The following is a 19,441-nucleotide window of genomic DNA, read 5'->3' on the forward strand; positions in this document are numbered from 1 at the left end:
GATCGGCGACCAGGCGCCGATGCCAGGCCAACAGCGTGCTCAGCGTCACCAGCCGATGCGCGCAGCCACGGCGGAAGCCGACGAGCCGGCCGAGAGCACCGCGCGGTCGGCCCAGCCCCGCTGCGGCCGCCCTACCTGCCGACGCAACACCAAGATCTCTGCATCCTTCGAGGCATCACCGCGAGCCGGCAGCACCGACCGACCCAGGACGCGGATGAACATCAGGTACAGCAGCCGAAAGAGCATGAGAGCCGAGGTCAGAGTCCAGCTCACATGCCATGGACGAGTTCTGGCGCCCCACAGGGCGTCCGGCACGGTGATTACCATGCCGGACGGGTCGTGCGAGCCTCCGGTTCCCGATGAGGAACTCCGGGCCGACGCCGATCGCTTCAGCTCCTCCGTCAGGGTCGCAAGGGCGATGGTGCAGCCCAGCCGCTTGGGCTCGTGGACGACGAGCGTGACGCGAGACGCCGGACGCACGCAACTCGCGGGCGACGGCCTTCTCCAGTTCGGGCCGCTTGGCTCGTCAGCGGTCCAACGAGTGCCAGAAATCGGTGAGCACCTGGGCACCACGGCCGGGGTCCTGAGTCATCCACCAGTGGCCGAGCCCGTCGAGCGTCGCGGTCCCGGCGCCGGCCAGCTGCGCCGTGCGGCACCGCTGTTCGGTGGTCCCGACCAAGAGGTCCTCGGTGGCGAGCAGGGCGAGGCCCGGCCGCTGCGCCGCACGTTCGAGGTTCCGGCCCAGCTCGGCCATCACCGGTTGGGCAGCTGATCGGTAGAGCGCGTGTGCGGCCCGCCCCATCGCCTCATCCTGGCCTACCGCGACCCGCTTCGCCGCCGGCTCGCTCATGCCGAACTTCACAAGCATCGCGACCCGCACCGCGAGGTCCGGGCCGAACGGGACGGCGGGGTCCGGTCCCGTGCTCTCCGGCACCTGCTGACTCAGGGCGAACTCGTGCCACACGTAGTCCGGGTCGAACAGGCCGATCACATCGCTGACCCAGCTGCGTACGAGGTCCGGGCGGGCCATCACCGCGTTGAGGGTGTGCACGCCGCCCCAGTCGTGCCCGACCAGGTCGACGGGCTCGGCGAAACGCTCCAGTTCGCCGATGAGCCAGTCCCGGTAATCACCGACGGTCGCACCGAACCCTGTCGGCAAGGGCGCCCCGAAACCGGGCGGGGACAGACGGATCGGGCCGGGTCGAGCGGGATCGATGCGTTCGAGCTCGACGAGCAGCGGCTCCCAGACCTCCGGCGTCTCAGGGAAGCCGTGGACGAAAACGGCTGGCATGGCGGGAACTCCGTTCATGTTGGTCGCGACCGACTTCGCGACTGACCGAATGACCAATCTGGTCAGTGAGTATAGTCTGGGGGCATGAAGACGAACACCACCCCGCGACAGCGGGCTCTTGTAGTCGGACTCGGCGTCAGCGGAACCGCCTCCGCGCTGCGGCTGCACAAGGCGGGCTGGGACGTTGCCGTCCTGGAGAAAGCAGCCGAACGCCGCCGCGGCGGGTACTTCCTCACCCTCTTCGGCACCGGAATCACCGCGGCAGAGCGCCTGGGCATCGAGGTCCCGGACCGCTTCTCGGAGGACATCGCCTACTACAACGTCGATCGCGCGGGCCGGCGGCGGCGCGGCATGGGCTTCGCCGAGGCCGTGGCCGGGGAGTCACGCCCGGTCGTGCGCGGCGACGTGGAGCAGGCCGCGTTCGACGCCCTGCCCGAGGACGTGGAGATCCGGTACTCGTCCATTCCGGTCGCGCTACGCCAGGACGCGGAAGGCGTGCAGGTTGACATTGAGGACCGGGCCGCGGGGACGGTGACCACCGAACGGTTCGACCTCGTGGTCGGGGCCGACGGCCTGCGTTCGACCGTGCGCCGGCTGGCGTTCGGGCCCGATGAAGGCCGCATCCACCGTCTCGGCTACATGCTCGCGGCGTGCGCCCTGCCCGGCCCGGTCCCCGGTTTCCGGGGCACGGACGGAATCATCATGTCCGAGCTGGGCCGGTCGGCATGGGTGTTCGCCTTCGCCGACCGGCCACCGACGGTGCTGTTCAACTACCGGACCGACGATGTGGACGGCGAGTTCACCCGGCCCGCCATCGACTCGCTGCGGGCGGTGTTCGGACCGGAGCCCACGGGCTCGACGCTCGGCTGGTTGCTCGACCGGTTCGAGCAGGCACCAGACCATCTGTTCGACACCGCCGAGCAGGTGCGGCTCGACACATGGCACCAGGGCAGGGTGGTGCTCGTCGGCGACTCCGCGTGGTGCCTGACCCTCTACTCCGGGATGGGGGCCTCCAGCGGCCTGGCCGGGGCCGACATGCTGGGCACGATGCTGGAGCGGTATCTTGGGGACGTGCCGCAGGCGCTGCGGGCCTGGGAGGCGAAACTTCGCCCCTTCATCGAGTTCCACCAGGGCACCGGCATGGCCATGCGCAAGCTCTTCGTCCCGGCCGACCACACCGAGTACCAGATCCGGTCCGTCTTCGACCACGTGGTGGGGACGACGGTCGGCAGAACGCTCGTCTCGAAGCTGGAGCACCGCAGCAAGGCTTCCCGGATGAAGACGGTCGACATCGCCCTGGCGTGACCCGGCCTTGGAGCCCGCCGCACGGTCGGCTCACCTCCGTGAACCCCCGTGACATCATGCTGCCGAAGAACGAACGGGAGGAAACACGACGGTGAGCCGGCTGATCGAACACGACTCCGCCAAGGCGGCCAGAATCCTCGACAGCGCGCGCGAGCTGGTCCTCGAACACGGCGTCCGCAAGGTGACCATCGCCGAGATCGCCGCGGCCGCGGGCGTGGGCAAGGGCACGGTCTACCTGTACTGGGAAACCAAGGAAGACCTGTTCGTGGGGCTGGCCGCGCGCGAGGTACTGGCCTGGATCAAGACCGTCAACAACCAGATCGCCCAGGACCCGCAGTCCATCCTGCCCCGCCGTCTCGCTCCGCTGCTTATCCGCACGACACTGAGCAACCCGTGGCTGCGGTGGCTCCAGAGCGACGACAGCGCCATGCGGCAGCTGCTCCACCGCCCCGCCGACCAAGAGCGCTTCGCCGAGGCCACCACGAGCGCGATGGGCAACGCGGTCGTGACGATCCTTCGCGACCACGGGATCGTGCGCGACGATCTCCCGCTGCCCAGGCAGATGTACGCCCTGCACGCCGTGCTGGTCGGGTTCGTCACCGTCATGAACAACGCCGATGTCGCAGGCCCGCTCAGCATCGACGATCCCGAAACCGCCCTGGCCGACACCGTCCAACTGCTGCTCGAACGGCCTCGCGCCCCCGCCGCACGCGATGTCGCCAAGGCCGCGGAAGCGGTGCAGGTCCGGTTCACCGAGATTCACGACAACCTGCTGGGACTCGTTGCGACGGGCGCCGCCGGAACCAGATGACCCGTGTCCTCAAGGCCGTGCCGTTCAGCTGCGGATCAGCCGACGCAGCGTAGGCCAACGCACGAGGCGCACCAAGCGCGGCAAGGCGGCGAAACCGGCCGGGGACGCAGCGCCGCCTTCCGGCTCAGGCTGAAGGAACGGGGCCGGCCTCATGCCCGTCGGCTCCATAAATGTCGCCCCCGCAGCCACCACGAGCCGTGTCAGCCCGCATACAGCGGGCCGGGCCCCACTCGCCCGCTACCGCGAGACTCCCCGGCCCCTGCCCGACCAGGTCAGGGCCTCGTTACGCCACTCACGGCGGAAGGGGCGGCGTTTCCGCCGCATCCGATGTGCGCTACGTCTCATCCGCGGGCCGTCACATCGGAAGCGCGGCCAAGGTCTCAATACCGAGTCCACAACACAAGGGAGACATAATGAACGGGAACGTCGAGGTGGTCGTGATCGGCGGCGGGTACGGGGGTGTGACGGCGGCCAACAGCCTGGCGCGGCGCGATGGTGTGTCGGTGACCGTGGTCAATCCGCGTCCCGAGTTCGTCGAGCGGATCCGCCTGCACCAGCGCGTGACCGGCTCCGATGACGCGACCGAGGGCTTCGGGAGGGTCATGGGCGAAAACGTCCGGCTGGTGGTCGACACCGCGACCCGGATCGACGCCGCCGAGCGCCGTGTGTCGCTGGCGGGCGGTGGCACGGTCTCCTACGACTACCTCGTCTACGCGGTGGGCAGCGGCGCCGCCGATCCCGGCGTGCCCGGAGCGGCGGAGTTCGCTTATTGGGTGTCGGACCTCGAGGGGGCGGAACGACTGCGCTCGGCGCTGGACGCGACGCCTGCGACGGCTCCGGTGACCGTGGTCGGGGCAGGCCCGACCGGCATGGAGACCGCCGCCGAGCTGGCGGAAGCGGGTCGCAAGGTCACCCTGGTCTGCGGCGACGTGCTCGGCCCCTCCCTGCACGCCCGGGTCCGCCGCCCGGTCGCCCGCCGGCTCGCCAAGCTGGGTGTGACCGTCCTCGAAGGTCCCGGCGCGCAGGTGACGGAAGTGACACACGACGCCGTACAGCTCGGCGACGGCCGCGAGCTGCCCAGCGCGGTGACGATCTGGACCGCGGGATTCCGTGTCCCGGACCTGGCCGCCCGCAGCGGGCTGCGCACCGACGCCGACGGCCGCCTGGTCACCGACACGACGCTGAGCAGCGTGGACGACGAGCGCATCGTCGCCGCCGGGGACGCGGGGGTGATGCCGGACCATCCGTTCCGGATGAGCTGCCAGGCCGCCGTGCAGCTGGGGCCGGCGGCCGCCGACACGATCCTGCGCCGGATCGCGGGGAGAACACCCTCTCCCGTCCGGATGTGGTTCGCCGGGCAGTGCCTCAGCCTCGGCCGAAACGAGGGCGTCACCCAGTTCTCCTACCCGAACGACAAGGTGAACGCGCTCAGCATCAGCGGGCGGACCGGTGCCGGCGTCAAGGAGATCGCCTGCCGGTTCACCCTCAACAAGTTGGTGTCCGGGGCACGCAAGGCCAGTTCCCGCGCATCCCACGGCAACAGCACCGACCGCCCGGATGCGCCTCACTCGGAACACCGCACGACGCCGTCCAGCACCGGGCCCGCGGCCTAGATCGTTGATGGGAATGTTGGTGCTGGTCAATGGTCATAGGCGGTCAGAGAGCGTTTCACCGGTGTGCCGACGATGAGGGCCAGGATGCGCTGGCTGATGCGGGCCCACAGTCCTTCGGGCGGCGTCCGTCACAGCGGATCTCCTCGAAGGGAGGCCCAGGCAGATGCGCTCAGAGCGGGCACCAGGCGTCTGCTCTGGCCTGGTGGTGTGGTGTCTGCGCCTCTGGGAGGGGGTAGCGTCAGATGTGTCCTGTCCCGGCCGTGTTCGGCCGAGGCGGGTGATCACGCACCGACAGTTGCATCCGCGGATGTGGCGGACGAAGAGTGGGGGATGCGTGAGTGCGCGCTTCGAGGAGATCGACTGGCGTCCGACGGCCATGGGGGCCATCAGCCTGCGGCGGCGCCGCGACCCCTCCTCCGGCACCCAGGTGTACGAGGTCAAGCTCGATGACGACTTCCTCATGTCCAGCCAGTTCACGGCGGGAGAGATCGCACTGGCGCGACTGGCCCTGAAGCCGCTGCCGGACACCGGCCTCGACGTGATCGTGGGCGGGCTCGGGCTGGGGTACACCGCCCACGCGGCGCTGGAAGACCCGCGCGTGCGCTCGCTGATCGTCGTGGAGGCGCTCGGCGAAGTGATCGAATGGCACCAGCGGAACCTGGTGCCCCTCGGCGCCGGTCTGACCTCCGATGATCGCTGCCGCTTCCTGCATACGGATTTCTTCTCGCTCGCCGCCGATCCCCGCGGCTTCGATCCCGACGTCGCGGACCGACGCTTCCACGCCATCGTCGTCGACATCGATCACTCGCCGCGCCATGTACTGAGCCCCACGCACGCGCCCTTCTACGAACCCGAGAGCCTGCGCGCTCTTACCCGGCGGCTTCATCCTGGCGGTGTCTTCGCCCTGTGGTCCAACGACCCGCCGGACGAACACTTCAACGCCGTCCTCGCCCAGGTCTTCCACACATCAGACGCGCACGTCGTTGAATTCCCCAACCCCTTGCAGGACCGCACGGCGACCAACACCGTCTACATCGCCCAGACGCAACCACTCCAGGCATGACGTACGCGGCAGAAGAGTGCGTCTGGGACGTTGGCGACACCAAATATTCGGTGGTCCTCCCCGGCCCGCGGCGGTGAAGTGAGGGGGGAAGGAGCAGCGCAAGCGGCGGTCAATGGGGCGCAAGACGCCCCTTCCCGTACGTCACCACGCACGCATCGCCGCAGCCCAGAGCGGCAATGCACGAGTGAACGCCGCGATCGGCCCCAGTGGCGAGGTCATCGCACTGTGATCGGCCGCCGCCGACGTGCAGGCCGTGACGTCGACGACGACGCAACCGGGCTGGGCCGTCTTCCCAGACCCTCGCGCTCCTCGCCCGGTGACCACTCGCGTGACGCTGCACTCACCGAGCTGACCAACGTGACCACGATCCACGACTTCCCGCTCACGCCCCCGGCCGTCCAGCCACTGCCGGACGGCCGAGTTCTGGCCGTGGGTGCCAGGGCTCGATGGCGCCAGGACGGTCAGGATCGCAATGCGACCATCTACTCCGCCGACGGAACCGCTCTGGCCGCTGAAGCGCTCAGTGTCGACGCGGACACCGCCTGGACGTGCTACTACACCGACTTCCCCATCGTCCGCGTCCACGAAGAGGCTCTCACCGGCTGGCACGGTGGCGGCGCCGCCGCAAATGCGCTCATCACCGACGGCTCACGCATCGCCCTGTACGGCGGGTACGGCGCCGACCGCGACCACTTGGTCGCCGGACGACCGGATGCGGAGCACCGGAGAATGCCGGGTCGTACTCCCGGAGGGCAGAAACTCCCCGTCGACGCGCTCGTCATCGGACGCGGCCCCGACCTGCACATCCTCACGTACGCGGACTGGTACCGGCTCGACCTCAGTGACGTCGCAGCCGAACCATGACGCTGCCCGCTGGGGCAGGCACCGCGATCAGCAGCGCACGACCAGCGGCATGAGCGCGCGGCCGGATCTGCGGCGGGTGCGGCATCAGAGACGGGTCGGCGGTCATCGGGACAGAAGGATGCCGATCACGATCACAAGCGCCAGCGCCATGAGGGGAGCAAGAGCGAAGATCGCGAGTTGGAGCAGGCAGCCCCGCTGCTTCACAGTGCCGGGAGCTCCGATGGTGCCTGCGAGGTACAGGGCCGCAGGGCCACGGTACTCCAGCTCAGATGGCTGCTCAGGGGTGAGAACCGTGGCAGCGACGCCAATCTGACCGCCTCCCTGCGACACGGCAACGTGCACTGGCTTGTCCGCCGGGATCTCGAAGGCCGCCCTCCCCCAACGCTGGTGGTAGTGGGCACCGTCGATACCGATGGTGACGCCGGCCTTGGCAACTACCCCGCGGCGCGTGTGGAGCTGCAGGACCCGCGTGAGGCCGTCGTGGTCGCCGGCGTATGGGATGGGCGTCTCGCTCATACTCGCCATCGTTACCACAGGGCCCTGCTGCCGAACCACCCCGCGCGCGCCACCATCGGCCCTAGTGCCCAATTGGACAGCCAGCGAACGCCTGCCCCGGCTGTCCTGTCATCGGTGCGATCACTCAGCGGCAATGAACGAACGGCGGTACCGTCTGATCTGCGCTTATCTGTGCCGCAATCAGTCCCGGTCGTCGCTGGGAGGAAGCGCGAAGACGTCACCACGCAGACAGTCACTCCTGGGCCCGGGTGACAGGGGAAGCGGCTCATTGACCACGATCTGCGCGCGCCAACAGTTGACCGAAGCCGTTGCTCGGCCTGCTGTTGTGCAAGCGAAGCCAGCGGACCCGCAGCGGCGTCCGCGAGGTCGAACTCTTCGAGGTTCCAGGATTCGGCCCTGCGCCAATCGTCGAGGTCTTCAACGACCTCTACCTCCGCGAAAGCATCCGTGATGTCGCTAGGCGACTCGGCGTTGATCCACCACCAGAGAGCACCCATTCCGTAGTCGTGGCGCACGAGATAGAGGTTGGCCACAACCGCGTCCTGGCACGATCGGAGTGAGTTCCGCTCCGTTCACACGAGGCGCAATCGGACTGCCCGCTCCTCGGCAGAGCCGCGTGGTCAGCGTCAGAAGCGGAAGCGGGTCAGGCCACCCGGCTCCGCCGCCGAGACCACGGTTGCCGAGCGTGGCTCTATGCGGTACACGTTCCACGGCGGTGGTCCCTGCGACGGTGCGTTGAACGGGGCGGTGATGCCAGACCCGCTCTCATCGGGCTGCGCCGGCCAGCCGTTGTCCGCCCACGCCTTGGCAATGCGCGCCACTGCGCCCGGCTCGGTCACCCGCACCGCGTCACCCTCGATCACGACATCCGCGTCGCGGATCGACACCGCGACCGAACACCGCGGATCGCGCGCGACGTTGCGCCCCTTACGCGTATCCACGCCCGTCTGGAACCAGAACGTGCCCTCCACCCAGAGGGCACCGACCGCAGTCACATGCGGGCTACCGTCCTCGTTGAGGGTGGACAGCCACGTCGTGCGGGAGTTCGCCGCGTCCGGTTGCGGTGTCGACCCCGCATCGAGCTTCTCGACAACGGCGGCCCAATCCACCGGCGGCAGCCCATCCGCCTTACCCAGATTGATGATCTCCATATCCAGAACCTACCTATCCGTTCTCCCCCGGCAAGCGCCATCTGTAACGAGACTCGCGACCGTCCGTAGGCGCCGGCCAACGAACGGGCAACGCGGTAACGGATCCGCGCTCGTCACGTCATCGGCAACTGCCTGCCACCTGCGGCAGAAGAGGATGTCCGCTGCCGGGGACAGGGGAGCACGCTCCTGGGCTGAACGCGGTCAGCCCCACCTCCACCCGGCCGGTGTGTACCGGAGTGGTCGAGCACTCCGTCCAGGTCCCCCCTGACACGCCCAAGGCCAAGGCACCGCCCGCGTCGCCCTCCACCACCGCGCCGGGTTCCGCACCATCGGCGTCCGCGTACGCATCGGCCACGGCGTCATCCTCCTCGGATGCCGCAGCAAAACAACGCAGCACCTTGTGGCTAGTGCCGTACCAGGCAACGTTTGCCCTGTTGTGAGCGGGTGGGCGTGTGGCTTGGTGTGTCAGATCGGCGGAGTGGGCGAGAAATGTCGCAGGCACGTGGTGTAGTCGTGTGGTGCCTCGCCGTCGCGATCGGGATGCTCCCCGGGGTGGTCCACCGGACCGCCCGCATCGGGCTGCGCACCACTCCCGCGCAGCGGCGCCGCTGTTTCGGTCTGCTTGTCTCGGCTGGGGACGTGTGGTCGTGCGTGCTGGACCTGGCCCGGTGGCGACGCCAGGACGGCCTGCCCCCGCTGGCCGGCTACCAGGAGCTGTGCTGCGAGCTTGCGAAAGCGGGCCCCGGCACGTTCGGGGAGCTGGACACCCGAGGAGCGCGGTCGGTGCTGCGCCGCTACTCCGACGCCTGGTTCGCCACCGCCAAGCGCCGCCGCGACAGCGACGCCACCGCCCGCTACCCACGCCGCAAGCGCCGGTTGATGCCGGTGCGCTACTACCACGGCACCTTCACCCTGGACGAGCGCCGGTTGCGGCTGCCGGTCGCGCGCGGGTGCCCGCCGCTATGGGTGCGGCTGGACCGCGACCCGCCCTACCCGGCCGACCAGATCCGCTCGATCACCCTGCTCAACGAGGGCGGACGGCTGTCGGTTGAGGTGACCGCCGAGGTCCCGGTCACCACCCACCCCCACGGCCGGGGCCCCGACCCCGCGCGGGTGGCCGGGATCGATCCCGGCATCATCCACCCGTTCGCGGTCGCCGGACCCGACGCCCAAGGGCTGCTGGTCTCGGGCCGGGCGATCCGCGCAGAGACCCACCTGCACCTGCAAGACACCCGGCGCCGCGCCCGCAAGGCCGCGTCGCGGGCGCCCAAGCCAGGGCAGGCCGGGTCACGGCGCTGGCGCCAGCACCGCCGCCGCCAGCGCCAAGCCGAGGCCAAGCACAGACGGCGGGTCAAACAGGCCCAGCACGAGGCCGCCCGCACGGTCATCGACTGGTGCCTGCAACACCGCATCGGCACCCTGAAGATCGGCGCCCCCCGCGGCGTACTACGCCTCAAGGCCGGGCGGCGGCACAACAAACGGATCCGGGACTGGCGGATCGGGCACCTGATCGGCTGCCTGCACGACAAGGCCGAACAGGCCGGGATCACCGCAGTACTGGTGGACGAGCGCGGCACCTCCTCCACCTGCCCGGCCTGCCACCGGCTCGCCCCCAAACCACGGGGACGCGCCTTCCACTGCCCGCGCTGCGGGTTCACCGGGCACCGCGACCTCGTCGGCGGCGCCAACATCGCCCCCCGAACCACCGAGGGCGGCCCCATCCCGACCGACGAACGCCAGCACGTCGCGTTCCCGGTCGAGATCACGCACCGTCGCGCAGGACCCCACCTCCCAGGGGTGTCCTCCACGCGGCGTGACCCCAGACGCCGCCCCCATCACGGCGGCCCACGAGGGTCACCCGGCCGGCCGCGGCCCGCCCCGCCGCAAACGGGGACGTCGCTCGCCAACCGCCCCCCAGCGGAACGCGAGGATCAGCCAACCCCCCCCCACGCCAACAGGGGCAAACGTTGACTGAAACGGCACTAGCACCCGGGATAGATCATTCGGTCAAGGAGCGTAGGTAGGCCATGAGTGCCTTGCCGCGCGGGGAGAGGCGGTAGCCGGTCTCCAGGCTTTCGGTGAGGCCGAGGGCTTTGAGGCGGCGGACGTCGGCCTTGAAAGGGAGTTTGTCGCGGTCCAGGTGTTCGGCCAGGTCCAGGGCGCGCAGGCCAGGGTGTTCCTCGATGAGGCGGAGGACCTCACGGGTCCAGGGGGCGCGGCGGCTGCGGGTGTCGATGCTGTCCAGGGCGGCTTTGAGGCCGGCCAATTCCTGGTCGGTCAGGTCGGCGTTCCCGGCCAGCACCGATCGGGGGTCGGGGCCGCCCAGATGGAGCATGACGCGGTGGTAGCCGCCCTCCTTGGTGCTCTTGGACAGAGCGGTGAGCAGGGCCGCGCGGCCATGGAAGCCCGAACGCAGGGCGTCCTCCTCCGTGATCTCCTCGGGGGTGACGGCCGTGACCGAGTCGATGACGATGATCCCCACCCAGGTGCGCTGGGTGCTCCCCGCGCGGACCCGGGGCTCGGCCCACACCCGGAACACCCGATCGATCCGCCCGCCCGCGATCCCCTCAAGGACCTCCCGCCTGAACAGCATCGTTCCCTCCCGGGTGATACGCCTCTACTTCTGCAATCTTCTTCGGAAGTGCCTGAGAAAGGCCACAAGGTTCCCCGCCGATCTCCCGCTCCGCAGGAGACGCAACGTGTCCGCTTGAGGCCTGAACGTGGCCGCCTCCATGAGCGACGCGCCACGCGCGCCTCGAAGCCGCGGACACCAGCACCAGCCGGTCGAAGACCCTCACCACCGCGAGATAGACCAGACGTAGCGCCATGAGGACCGACGTTGCCCTGCACACTCCCCACCCCGCAGCCGACACCCAGACCGAACCCCCGCTACATCGCAGGTCAAGCCGGTGACACAGTTTTCGGCACTGACAGGGACAGGCACACCTGCTTGACCGGAACTCCTTCAGCGGCGAGCTCAGTTTGGGGGACCACCTCCTCGACCGCGGCCGCTGACTTGCGCAGGATCTTGATCTCGTTCTCCAGCTCCTGGATCCGCTGGTTGGCCAGAGCCGCCGACTCCATCGCGCCGGGGCTGGGCGCTTTGAGTCCTCGGTCGAGGAGATCACGCGAACGCCACCGATGCAGGCACGACTCGGCGATGCCGGGCGCTGCGGCGACATCGCGCACGCTGCGCCCGGACTCGACAAGGTCCAGAGCCTTGCGACGGAACTCGGCGGGATACGGTTTGGGCATGACGTGGGGGCACCTCTCGGCGTCACCAAGCCCGCAGTCTCTCAACAATCGAGTCCGGCAAACCGGTCAGCCGTCGGTTCCCCGCAGCCGTAGACGCGCGAGCCGTGTAGTTCGGCCTCCTCGAAGGCGAAGGCCAGGGCGGCCCCACCGTCGGCCGAATCGTCCGCTCCGGCCACGACCTCGCCGTCCCGGGGTGCTGGTCGTGCCGACGACGACCACTAGGCGATGGGCACGAGCGGGAAGCCGCAACGCCGGGGGGGAGATCGTCAGGCTCTCCGAACCTCCGGGGCTGGACCTGGACCGCCGTGTGCCTGACGGGTGGGCTACCGCTTCGGTGTGACGACGGGGGCGTTGAACGGGAGGACCAGCAAGGGGCCCGTCACCACCACTCGATCGGTGTTCGGCACCCCCCAGCCGAGGTCGGCCCTCTGGTGACAGGTGCCACGGTCTTCGATCCAGTACCTGGCGTCCGCGCCGCCCGGTCCGGAACGGAAACGGCCTAGCAGCGAGATGCGGTCCCGGATCGTGCCCTTCTGATCCACCACGAAGCCGTGAATGGGGTACGTGCCGCGGAAACCGCCGTCCACCGTCCGCGCCTCGTAGCCGAGGTCCGAGATCATCACGCGGAGTGTCCTGCCCGCCTCGTCGGTTACGGTGGCGTCGAACTCACCCATGAACGGCGTCACGAAGCCAGGGAACGACGTGTGGAAGCGCTCCGGGTAGATCGAGGGCCGCCGTTCCAGCAAGGAGAAACGGTAGGCGCGCTGGAACGTGCCTGCCGTGATCGTATACGTGCCGTTCTCGCAGACGAACGGACGGTACACGCGCCCGGCCAGATCGGTGGACAGCCGTACGATCTGGTTGCCCGTGGCGGGATCCCCGAATTCATCCTCCGCCATGGACGAAGAGATTCCGTGCCTGGTCAGCTTGAGCTTGAATCCTGGGCCGACCGCGGCGATGCGGCTCTCGCTCTCCTTGACGTAGACGTCCTGGATTTCCTTGGCGGAGGCGGAGGCGTTCGGCGCCATCAATAAGGCGGTGGCCAGCGTCATTCCGGCCACGGCGAATCGGACCACGGTCCCTCCCTGCATCCGTACATCGTTGTACCAAGAGCCATGATCACAGGATCGTCGGCCTTCGCCTAGACCTTGATTTCCTCGGATGTCGGCGTCCGCCTCCGCGACGCCGCGGGGGTGGGGTGCCGATATCGCGCACATCGGTGTTGAGCTGGGATCTTGCGGAGGCTCAGGCAGCGCAATGGTACCTATCGAGCAACCCGGCCAGGACGATGCGGCGCTGTATGCGGGCGTTCATATCGACCACGCGGCCAGGATCGTCCAGTTGTGATCGATGGTGGTGAGGGGCGCCGTGCCCAGGTCGGCGGGTACCCGCGCGTTCCCCGCCCAGAGGTACCGCCGGGGGCGCCCTCGACCGCCAGACGGTGTCGTGCGGTGGCCCTCTGACCGGCCTGGGCGAGCACCGCGTCGCGGGCCTGGATGGAGGAGTCGGCCATGTCCGGTTCACCGCGGTACATGGCCGACAAGGCCGCCCTGTCGAGCGCCGCGATCACGACGTCCCACTGCCCGGCGGTCAAGGCGACTTCTACCTGCCCGTTTGCGCTCTGATGACGTTGTTGATCACTTTGCATTCGTCGATGACGTTGCGAGGGTCACCCCATCGGGCCCGGCCAATGGCTTCCTCAGCGACGACCAGGTCAATGTGACTGGCCTGGGACGCGGTGAGGGTCACCAGGCCCACCGGGAACCGTCATGTGGCCATCCTTTCCGATGGGATCGAACGGACGGCCAAGGTACCAATGAGATTGGTCCCTGGCCGTCACAGGTCACCGTCGTGACAATTCCCGATCAGGCTCGCGCCCTGCCGCTTCGATGACCGACTGGTCATTGCAGTCGACGGAAGTCGTCGATCCAGGCGTAGCCCGGCGTCGACATGGCCTGGTCGCGTTGCTGCACCGTCAGCGGGGCGAACACGCTGTTGAGCAGCCAGGGCGACTTGGTTGCGCTCCAGTTGGCCGTCATGGAGGGAACCTGGCGGAAGCCGTATGTCGCCACGGCCAGTCGGCCTGTACTCCGGAACCGCGCCATCTCCTCCCGCAGCAAGTGTTTCTTGGATTCGAACCAGGGGCTCTGCGAGAGGAGGTCGTTCCACTTGTGCGCGGGGAAGGGATGTTCGATCGCCTCGCCGATGACTTGCCACACCTGGATGTGGGGGGCGTAGCCGTAGCGCTGGGCGAAGGCGGCCGGAATCCGGTCGGTCATGTGCTTCTGCCAGTACCAGACCAGCGAGAACTCGGTGACCAGGAAGGTCTGGTCAGGGCGAAGCCGCGGCAGGGTGTAGTCCAGGAAGTCTTGGATCCGGGCCTCGTCGGGAACGTGCGGATGAAGGTCGACGCCCTCGATCTCGGACGTCTCGCGCGCGAAGGCGAGGTACCGTTCCACGGCGGGGGTCCGGTTCTGGGGTAGGTCCAGCCGGTTCAGTGCCCCCATGAACAGGTGGGTGGAGCAGTTTGCGCCGCAGAGTTCGGCCCGGGTCTCGATGACGTGGCGCGCGACGGTCTCGTAGAACCGGTTGAGCCGCCCGTCGCGCTGGATCGGCATGCTCTCGATGAACGGCTCGTTGCCGACGGTGATGACGTCGACCGTGCCGAGCACGAGTGGCAGCACGCGGTCCAGTCGCGCGAGCTCGGCGGCCATCTCCTCACTGCCGGGTTGGGGGAAGGGGGTGCCGGACTTGGGGAACTTCAGGCTGAGCAGGGTGCGGAACCCCTGGTCGTGGGCCCCGCGGATCGCCCGGATGGTGTCGCTCTGCGCCGGCGGGACTTCGTCGGCCTCGGGCAGGGTGTAAAAGCCGCGGACCCAGCTGGCGCGCGCCTCGTGCAGCTCCCGATGGTTCAGCTGGTCGAGGTTCTCGTTGTAGTTGGCACCGAGCGCGCCCAGCGCGGGTAGCGGCTCGACCTGGCCGCCGTCCCCGTCGCCGACTGTGGGGGATCCGGGGATGGAGACGGTCAGGGCAGCGAGGACGCCGGCGATGGTGCAGATCCGGGTGATGAGGCGGTGACGTGGGATGAGTCGGCTCCGAGTCCGTGAGTGATCGTCAACCACTGATCGTGTGACGGCGCTGGACGTACAGGCGGTTACCCTCGGGGCCGGTCCATTCCAGCCGGACGACCCCGGGCACGGCGGCGTCGGCGATGCGCGACGGGTCGGCCCAGTAGCCGGCGTTCGGGTTGCGGAAGAAGGTCGCCCACGGCTGCCCGCTGCTGTCGGTGAAGAAGTTGTTGTGGCCGGCGCCGACACCTGCGGTCCACCGCTTGGAGTACGGGCCCTCGAAGGTGTCCGAGACGGCGACGACCGCGTCGTACTGGTACTGCGTGCGGCCGGGGCCGGGCGGGTCGTAGGCGTAGCGCGTGCTGCCGTCGGGATTGGTCGACGTCCGGTCCCACGCGGCGTGCAGGAGGTAGTACTTGCCTTTGAACTTGAAGACGTAGGCGCCCTCGAGGTACGGCTCGGGTGAGTAGGGCGTTTGCTGGAACCTCGGCAGGTTGGTCGTTGGGACGATGTCTTCCATGTCGTCGCGGAACTTCGCGTACAGGTCGTTGTGCAGCACGAGCCACGCGTCGTCGTTCTCGGTGTAGAGGCTGCCGTCGATGTGGTGGTAGGCGCCGGGCTCGATGAAGCTCGGCCCGCCGATGAACGGGTCGCCGAACGGCTTGTCGTGGTTGCCCTCGATGAGCCGGTACGGGCCCTCGATCCCGCCCTCGCTCACCAGCATGAACGAGCCGACCTTGCGGGAGTGGTCGCCCATGCACGCGACGATGTACCACGTGCCGCGGAAGTAGTGCAGCTCCGACGCCCAGACCTCGCCGCGCTTGCCGAATTCGTCGTCGTACCAGTACTCCTGCCACGGAGCGACGACCGTGCGTCCGGACCGATTCTCGCCGACGAACTCGGGGGACCACACCTTTCCCTTCTCGGCGCCGGACCGGATACCGGTCGTGTCGACCAGCCGCCACGGCCCCCGCAGGGACGGGGACACCCACACGAAGATGCCGTCGTTCCACGGGGCGGCTCGGTCGAGTCCGGGCACGCGGCTGGTGCCGGTGGCGACGTAGAGCGGACGGCCGTCGACGACGAAGCGGTTGACGTAGGTGTCGCGCATCCAGACCTGGCCGCGCTCCCGGTCACGGGGGCGCAACTCGAGCGGGAGGATGAAGGAGTTGTCATTACGTGGCCACAGGTCCCGCCGGGTGCCGGCGAGGCCGTAGGGCTCCAGGTCGGGCCAGTTGGACGGGTACCGCCGCATCGGTGCGGCCTCCGCCGGGAACGCCTGTGCGGCGGCGGTGGCGGGCAGTGCCGCCGCTGCCAAGGAGCCGGCGACACCGATCAACAAGGACCGTCGGTCGAGGTGCGAACCCTTACCGGAGCTGGTCATCACTCACTCCTCCTTCGTCGTGCCGGACGCCGGCGCCCTGCCTGGGAGGAGACGTTATAGAGACTCATTCCGTCAGTGAACATGCGACAAAAAGGTCGTTGGACGCGTCGTGGGGTCAGGTACGACCCTGTTCGGTAGAATGTACGGTCTTTCTGTCGGAGTGTTGACGGAAAAATTGCCCGCTGTCAGCGTTTCCCCATGACAACGTCGGCTGGAGTGCATGCGCTGGTGCGACGCACTCACGAAGAACGCGTCTTGCGTGTCCTGCGCGAGCACGGCGCCTTGAGCCGCGGACAGATCGCCCGCGCCGTCGGGCTGTCCCGCACCACCCTCTCCGAGATCACCGGCAGCCTGTTGCAGCGAGGCGCCATCGTGGTCGTCGACACCGACGCAGCCAAGCGGGAGGGCAGCGGCCGGCCGGCCGAGCGGCTCGCCCTGGACCCCGCCTCCGGGCAGTTCATGGGCGTCGATTTCGGTCATCGCCGGGTGCAGGTGGCAGTCGCGGACGCCTCACACGAGATCGTCGTGTCCGGGTCGGCCCGGTACGACGACGCCCCGTGGCCGATCCGGATCGACCTGGCATTCCGGCTCATCGACCGCCTCGGTGCCGAGTCCGGGGTGCACTACGGCGCGCTGCAGGGCATCGGCATCGGAGTCCCTGGGCCGTACTCCGCGACTCCGGGCGTTCTTGTGATGGCGCCGCACGAATCGGCGGCGGCCGGCACCCCCGAGGTATCGGCGCAAGCCGCGTTCGCGACGCGATTCGGGGCACCCGTCATCGTGGACAACAACACCCGGCTGGCCGCACTCGCGGAGGCCGTCTTCGGCCGCAGCTCCGTCGAGGACCTTCTCTACCTGCGGCTCTCCGACGGCGTTGGCGGAGGCCTGGTCGTCGGCGGACGCCTGGTCACCGGATCGTCAGGGCTGGCCGGCGAGCTGGGGCACGTCACGGCAGATCCGAATGGGCCGGAATGCCGCTGCGGCAAGAAGGGCTGCGTCGAGACTCTGGCGTCGGTTCCCGCCATCCTGAGAGCCTGCCGGGAGCAGGGTCTCGCCATCGAGGATCTCGCCGACCTGGCCGCCGCGGTCGAGCGCTCCCACCCGGTCGCGGACCAGGTGCTGCGAGTGGCTGGGACTGCCGTCGGCCGAGTGCTGGGCGTCGCGTCTCTGATCCTCGATCCCGCCGACATCGTCATCGGCGGAGAGATCACCCGAGTAGCGCCCGCTGTGCTCCAGCAGGCCGCCGCCACCATCGCAATCGAGCATTTTCCCGGCGTGGCCAAGCCGGTCGTGCGCCGAGCCGAGCTTTCCGACGACGACGGCGCGCTCGGCGCCCTCGCCGCGCTGTTCCACAGCTCGCCGCTGCTGGCGGCCTATCCGGAGGCCCCCGAGGCGAACCCCGCCGGTCCTGCGTCGATCGAGCGTGCACGGAAGACAACGAACAGAGGAGTGGCTTATGGCCGTGGTCAGTGACCAGGGCGGCCAGGCGAGCCGTACCGACCGGGGCGACTCGGGTGCGTCAACCGGCGGGGGTCGCTCGAGTGCGGCTACGGCCCCGCGCCGCAGAGGACTTCCCCTGCTGTTGAACGCCGTGTCCGTCGGGCTCGGCATCGCCCTGTGGTGGGGGCTGGCCGCAGCGGGCCTCAGTCTCCCGACGCCGCCCGAGGTGGTGTCGCGGGCAGGCACGCTCCTTTCGAACGGGACGCTCCAGGAAGACATCGCCGCCAGCATCGGCCGGGTACTCGCCGGTTTCGCCCTCGGTACCGCCCTCGCGATCCCGGTGGGCTTTCTCATGGGGTGGTACGGCTTCGTCCGCGGCCTTGTCGAACCCTGGGTGCAGTTCTTCCGCACCATCCCGCCGCTGGCCATCATCCCGCTGGCCATCGTGCTGATGGGCATCGGCGAGACGCCGAAGATCTTCGTCATCTTCTTGGCGGCGTTCCTGGTCTGCGTCATCTCGACATTCCAGGGCGTGGTCGACGTCGACCGCACCCTGATCAACGCTGCCCGCGTTCTCGGTACCAGGGATGCCGGCATTTTCGTGCGGGTGGTCGTGCCGGCCTCGACCCCGTTCATCCTCGTTGGCATGCGGGTCGGGCTCGGCTCGGCCTGGGCGACGCTGGTCGCCGCCGAACTCATCGCCGCCCAAGAGGGCCTCGGGTTCCGGATGCAGAACGCGCAGCTGTACTACGACCTGCCCACGATCTTCGTCGGACTCATCGCCATCGGAATCCTCGGCCTGCTCATGGACCGGGTGCTGCTGCTGGCCGAACGCAAACTCACCGGATGGCAGGAGCGCCGATGACCACCGCGCCAAAGATCTCGGTCAAGGGCATCACCAAGACCTTCGCACTCGGCAAGGACGCCTTCACCGCGCTGGACCACGTCTCGCTCGACATCGCGGACAACGAGTTCGTCACGGTCGTGGGCCCATCCGGATGCGGCAAGAGCACGTTGCTCAACATCCTGGCCGGCCTTGAGGAGCCCACGGAGGGGCAGGCGCTCGTGGACGGCTCGGCGGTCTCCGGCCCCGGCCCCGAGCGCGGCGTCATCTTCCAGCAGTACGCGCTCTTCCCCTGGCTGACGGTCCGCAAGAACGTCGAGTTCGGGCTGAAGACGGCGCGCGTGCCCAAGGCAGAGCGCCGCGACCGGGCCCAGCACTTCATCGAGATGGTCGGATTGGAGCAATTCGCCGACGCGCTGCCCAAGATGCTCTCCGGCGGAATGCGGCAGCGCTGCGCGATCGCCCGCGCGTATGCCGTGAACCCCTCGATCCTCTTGATGGACGAGCCGTTCGGTGCGCTCGACGCGCTCACCAGGGTGAAGCTCCAGGACCAACTGCTCGACACCTGGAGCAAGGAGCAGCGCACCGTCCTGTTCATCACGCATGACGTCGACGAGGCGGTCTTCCTCGCCAATCGCGTCATCGTGATGGCCGCCCGCCCTGGCCGCATCTACGACGTGGTCGACGTCGACCTTCCCTACCCACGATCGGAGGAGTTCCGACTCAGCATGGAGTTCGCAGCGCTGCGCAACCGCGTCTGGCACTCCGTGTACCACCAGGACGGCCGCACGGCCGCCGATTCGAAGCACCCCATGCCGTCATCGACAACGCCCTGA

18 protein-coding genes are annotated in these 19,441 nt (G+C 68.8%); 9 read left to right on the top strand and 9 right to left on the bottom strand.

Features of this window, described 5'->3' with window-relative positions:
- Positions 1-45 precede the first annotated feature (45 nt).
- Both ABD340_RS24680 and ABD340_RS24685 read right to left on the bottom strand, forming a co-directional pair.
- Positions 46-246: a hypothetical protein gene (locus tag ABD340_RS24680; protein WP_344591968.1), complete on the bottom strand. Its 201-nt coding sequence runs from the start codon at positions 244-246 to the stop codon at positions 46-48.
- 280 nt (positions 247-526) lie between these two features.
- On the bottom strand, positions 527-1,291 hold the full coding sequence (locus ABD340_RS24685) for an alpha/beta fold hydrolase (RefSeq protein ID WP_344591969.1): 765 nt from the start codon (positions 1,289-1,291) through the stop codon (positions 527-529).
- An 84-nt stretch (positions 1,292-1,375) separates the two neighbouring features.
- Between ABD340_RS24685 and ABD340_RS24690 the strand changes: the two genes are divergently transcribed.
- The 5 genes from ABD340_RS24690 to ABD340_RS24710 all read left to right on the top strand — a co-directional run bounded on the left by ABD340_RS24690 (position 1,376) and on the right by ABD340_RS24710 (position 6,947).
- Positions 1,376-2,596: an FAD-dependent monooxygenase gene (locus ABD340_RS24690; RefSeq protein ID WP_344591970.1), complete on the top strand. Its 1,221-nt coding sequence runs from the start codon at positions 1,376-1,378 to the stop codon at positions 2,594-2,596.
- Between the two features lie 91 nt (positions 2,597-2,687).
- Positions 2,688-3,407 carry a TetR/AcrR family transcriptional regulator gene (locus ABD340_RS24695; protein WP_344591972.1) on the top strand — a complete coding sequence of 240 codons (720 nt, stop codon included), beginning with the start codon at positions 2,688-2,690 and terminating at the stop codon, positions 3,405-3,407.
- Between the two features lie 413 nt (positions 3,408-3,820).
- A complete protein-coding gene (locus tag ABD340_RS24700) occupies positions 3,821-5,020 on the top strand; it encodes an NAD(P)/FAD-dependent oxidoreductase (RefSeq protein WP_344591973.1) in 1,200 nt (399 codons plus the stop codon).
- Between the two features lie 307 nt (positions 5,021-5,327).
- Positions 5,328-6,083, top strand: a complete 756-nt coding sequence (locus ABD340_RS24705) for a spermidine synthase family protein (RefSeq protein ID WP_344591974.1) — start codon at positions 5,328-5,330, stop codon at positions 6,081-6,083.
- Between the two features lie 357 nt (positions 6,084-6,440).
- Positions 6,441-6,947 (top strand): hypothetical protein, encoded by a 507-nt coding sequence (locus ABD340_RS24710; protein WP_344591976.1) that lies wholly within the window; start codon positions 6,441-6,443, stop codon positions 6,945-6,947.
- Between the two features lie 102 nt (positions 6,948-7,049).
- On the opposite strand, the gene ABD340_RS24715 is transcribed toward ABD340_RS24710, so the two are convergent.
- Complete coding sequence (locus ABD340_RS24715) at positions 7,050-7,463, bottom strand: hypothetical protein (RefSeq protein WP_344591977.1); 414 nt, start codon at positions 7,461-7,463, stop codon at positions 7,050-7,052.
- A gap of 626 nt (positions 7,464-8,089) precedes the next feature.
- Positions 8,090-8,614 (bottom strand): pyridoxamine 5'-phosphate oxidase family protein, encoded by a 525-nt coding sequence (locus ABD340_RS24720; protein ID WP_344591978.1) that lies wholly within the window; start codon positions 8,612-8,614, stop codon positions 8,090-8,092.
- A gap of 489 nt (positions 8,615-9,103) precedes the next feature.
- On the opposite strand from ABD340_RS24720, the gene ABD340_RS24725 reads away from it, so the two are divergent.
- Complete coding sequence (locus tag ABD340_RS24725) at positions 9,104-10,585, top strand: RNA-guided endonuclease InsQ/TnpB family protein (RefSeq protein ID WP_344591979.1); 1,482 nt, start codon at positions 9,104-9,106, stop codon at positions 10,583-10,585.
- A gap of 28 nt (positions 10,586-10,613) precedes the next feature.
- Here ABD340_RS24725 and ABD340_RS24730 read toward each other — a convergent pair whose 3' ends face one another.
- The 5 genes from ABD340_RS24730 to ABD340_RS24750 all read right to left on the bottom strand — a co-directional run bounded on the left by ABD340_RS24730 (position 10,614) and on the right by ABD340_RS24750 (position 16,321).
- The gene (locus ABD340_RS24730) at positions 10,614-11,207 is read right to left on the bottom strand and encodes an ASCH domain-containing protein (RefSeq protein ID WP_344591981.1); all 594 of its coding nucleotides are present in this window, start codon (positions 11,205-11,207) and stop codon (positions 10,614-10,616) included.
- Between the two features lie 308 nt (positions 11,208-11,515).
- Positions 11,516-11,869 carry a transposase gene (locus ABD340_RS24735; RefSeq protein WP_344591982.1) on the bottom strand — a complete coding sequence of 118 codons (354 nt, stop codon included), beginning with the start codon at positions 11,867-11,869 and terminating at the stop codon, positions 11,516-11,518.
- Between the two features lie 323 nt (positions 11,870-12,192).
- Positions 12,193-12,945 (bottom strand): hypothetical protein, encoded by a 753-nt coding sequence (locus ABD340_RS24740; RefSeq protein WP_344591983.1) that lies wholly within the window; start codon positions 12,943-12,945, stop codon positions 12,193-12,195.
- Between the two features lie 825 nt (positions 12,946-13,770).
- Entirely contained in the window at positions 13,771-14,991 is a 1,221-nt protein-coding gene (locus ABD340_RS24745) for a hypothetical protein (protein ID WP_344591984.1), read from the bottom strand.
- Complete coding sequence (locus ABD340_RS24750) at positions 14,984-16,321, bottom strand: family 43 glycosylhydrolase (RefSeq protein WP_344591985.1); 1,338 nt, start codon at positions 16,319-16,321, stop codon at positions 14,984-14,986. Before ABD340_RS24750 ends, ABD340_RS24745 begins: the two co-directional genes overlap by 8 nt.
- Before the next feature lie 216 nt (positions 16,322-16,537).
- Between ABD340_RS24750 and ABD340_RS24755 the strand changes: the two genes are divergently transcribed.
- From ABD340_RS24755 to ABD340_RS24765, 3 genes are all read left to right on the top strand, one after another.
- A complete protein-coding gene (locus ABD340_RS24755; protein ID WP_344591987.1) occupies positions 16,538-17,794 on the top strand; it encodes an ROK family transcriptional regulator in 1,257 nt (418 codons plus the stop codon).
- A gap of 118 nt (positions 17,795-17,912) precedes the next feature.
- The gene (locus ABD340_RS24760; RefSeq protein WP_344593244.1) at positions 17,913-18,626 is read left to right on the top strand and encodes an ABC transporter permease; all 714 of its coding nucleotides are present in this window, start codon (positions 17,913-17,915) and stop codon (positions 18,624-18,626) included.
- Positions 18,623-19,441: an ABC transporter ATP-binding protein gene (locus ABD340_RS24765; protein ID WP_344591988.1), complete on the top strand. Its 819-nt coding sequence runs from the start codon at positions 18,623-18,625 to the stop codon at positions 19,439-19,441. Before ABD340_RS24760 ends, ABD340_RS24765 begins: the two co-directional genes overlap by 4 nt.

Source organism: Actinomadura vinacea, from assembly GCF_039532545.1.
GTDB classification, from domain to species: domain Bacteria; phylum Actinomycetota; class Actinomycetes; order Streptosporangiales; family Streptosporangiaceae; genus Spirillospora; species Spirillospora vinacea.

Bases quoted from the DNA above. Each gene is read 5' to 3' on its own strand.
- ABD340_RS24720 (WP_344591978.1), bottom strand. From the start codon at position 8,614: ATGGAGATCATCAATCTGGGTAAGGCGGATGGGCTGCCGCCGGTGGAT.
- ABD340_RS24705 (WP_344591974.1), top strand. From the start codon at position 5,328: ATGTGGCGGACGAAGAGTGGGGGATGCGTGAGTGCGCGCTTCGAGGAG.
- ABD340_RS24715 (WP_344591977.1), bottom strand. From the start codon at position 7,463: ATGAGCGAGACGCCCATCCCATACGCCGGCGACCACGACGGCCTCACG.
- ABD340_RS24690 (WP_344591970.1), top strand. From the start codon at position 1,376: ATGAAGACGAACACCACCCCGCGACAGCGGGCTCTTGTAGTCGGACTC.
- ABD340_RS24750 (WP_344591985.1), bottom strand. From the start codon at position 16,321: ATGACCAGCTCCGGTAAGGGTTCGCACCTCGACCGACGGTCCTTGTTG.
- ABD340_RS24730 (WP_344591981.1), bottom strand. From the start codon at position 11,207: ATGCTGTTCAGGCGGGAGGTCCTTGAGGGGATCGCGGGCGGGCGGATC.
- ABD340_RS24680 (WP_344591968.1), bottom strand. From the start codon at position 246: ATGCTCTTTCGGCTGCTGTACCTGATGTTCATCCGCGTCCTGGGTCGG.
- ABD340_RS24700 (WP_344591973.1), top strand. From the start codon at position 3,821: ATGAACGGGAACGTCGAGGTGGTCGTGATCGGCGGCGGGTACGGGGGT.
- ABD340_RS24685 (WP_344591969.1), bottom strand. From the start codon at position 1,291: ATGCCAGCCGTTTTCGTCCACGGCTTCCCTGAGACGCCGGAGGTCTGG.
- ABD340_RS24735 (WP_344591982.1), bottom strand. From the start codon at position 11,869: ATGCCCAAACCGTATCCCGCCGAGTTCCGTCGCAAGGCTCTGGACCTT.
- ABD340_RS24725 (WP_344591979.1), top strand. From the start codon at position 9,104: ATGTCGCAGGCACGTGGTGTAGTCGTGTGGTGCCTCGCCGTCGCGATC.
- ABD340_RS24765 (WP_344591988.1), top strand. From the start codon at position 18,623: ATGACCACCGCGCCAAAGATCTCGGTCAAGGGCATCACCAAGACCTTC.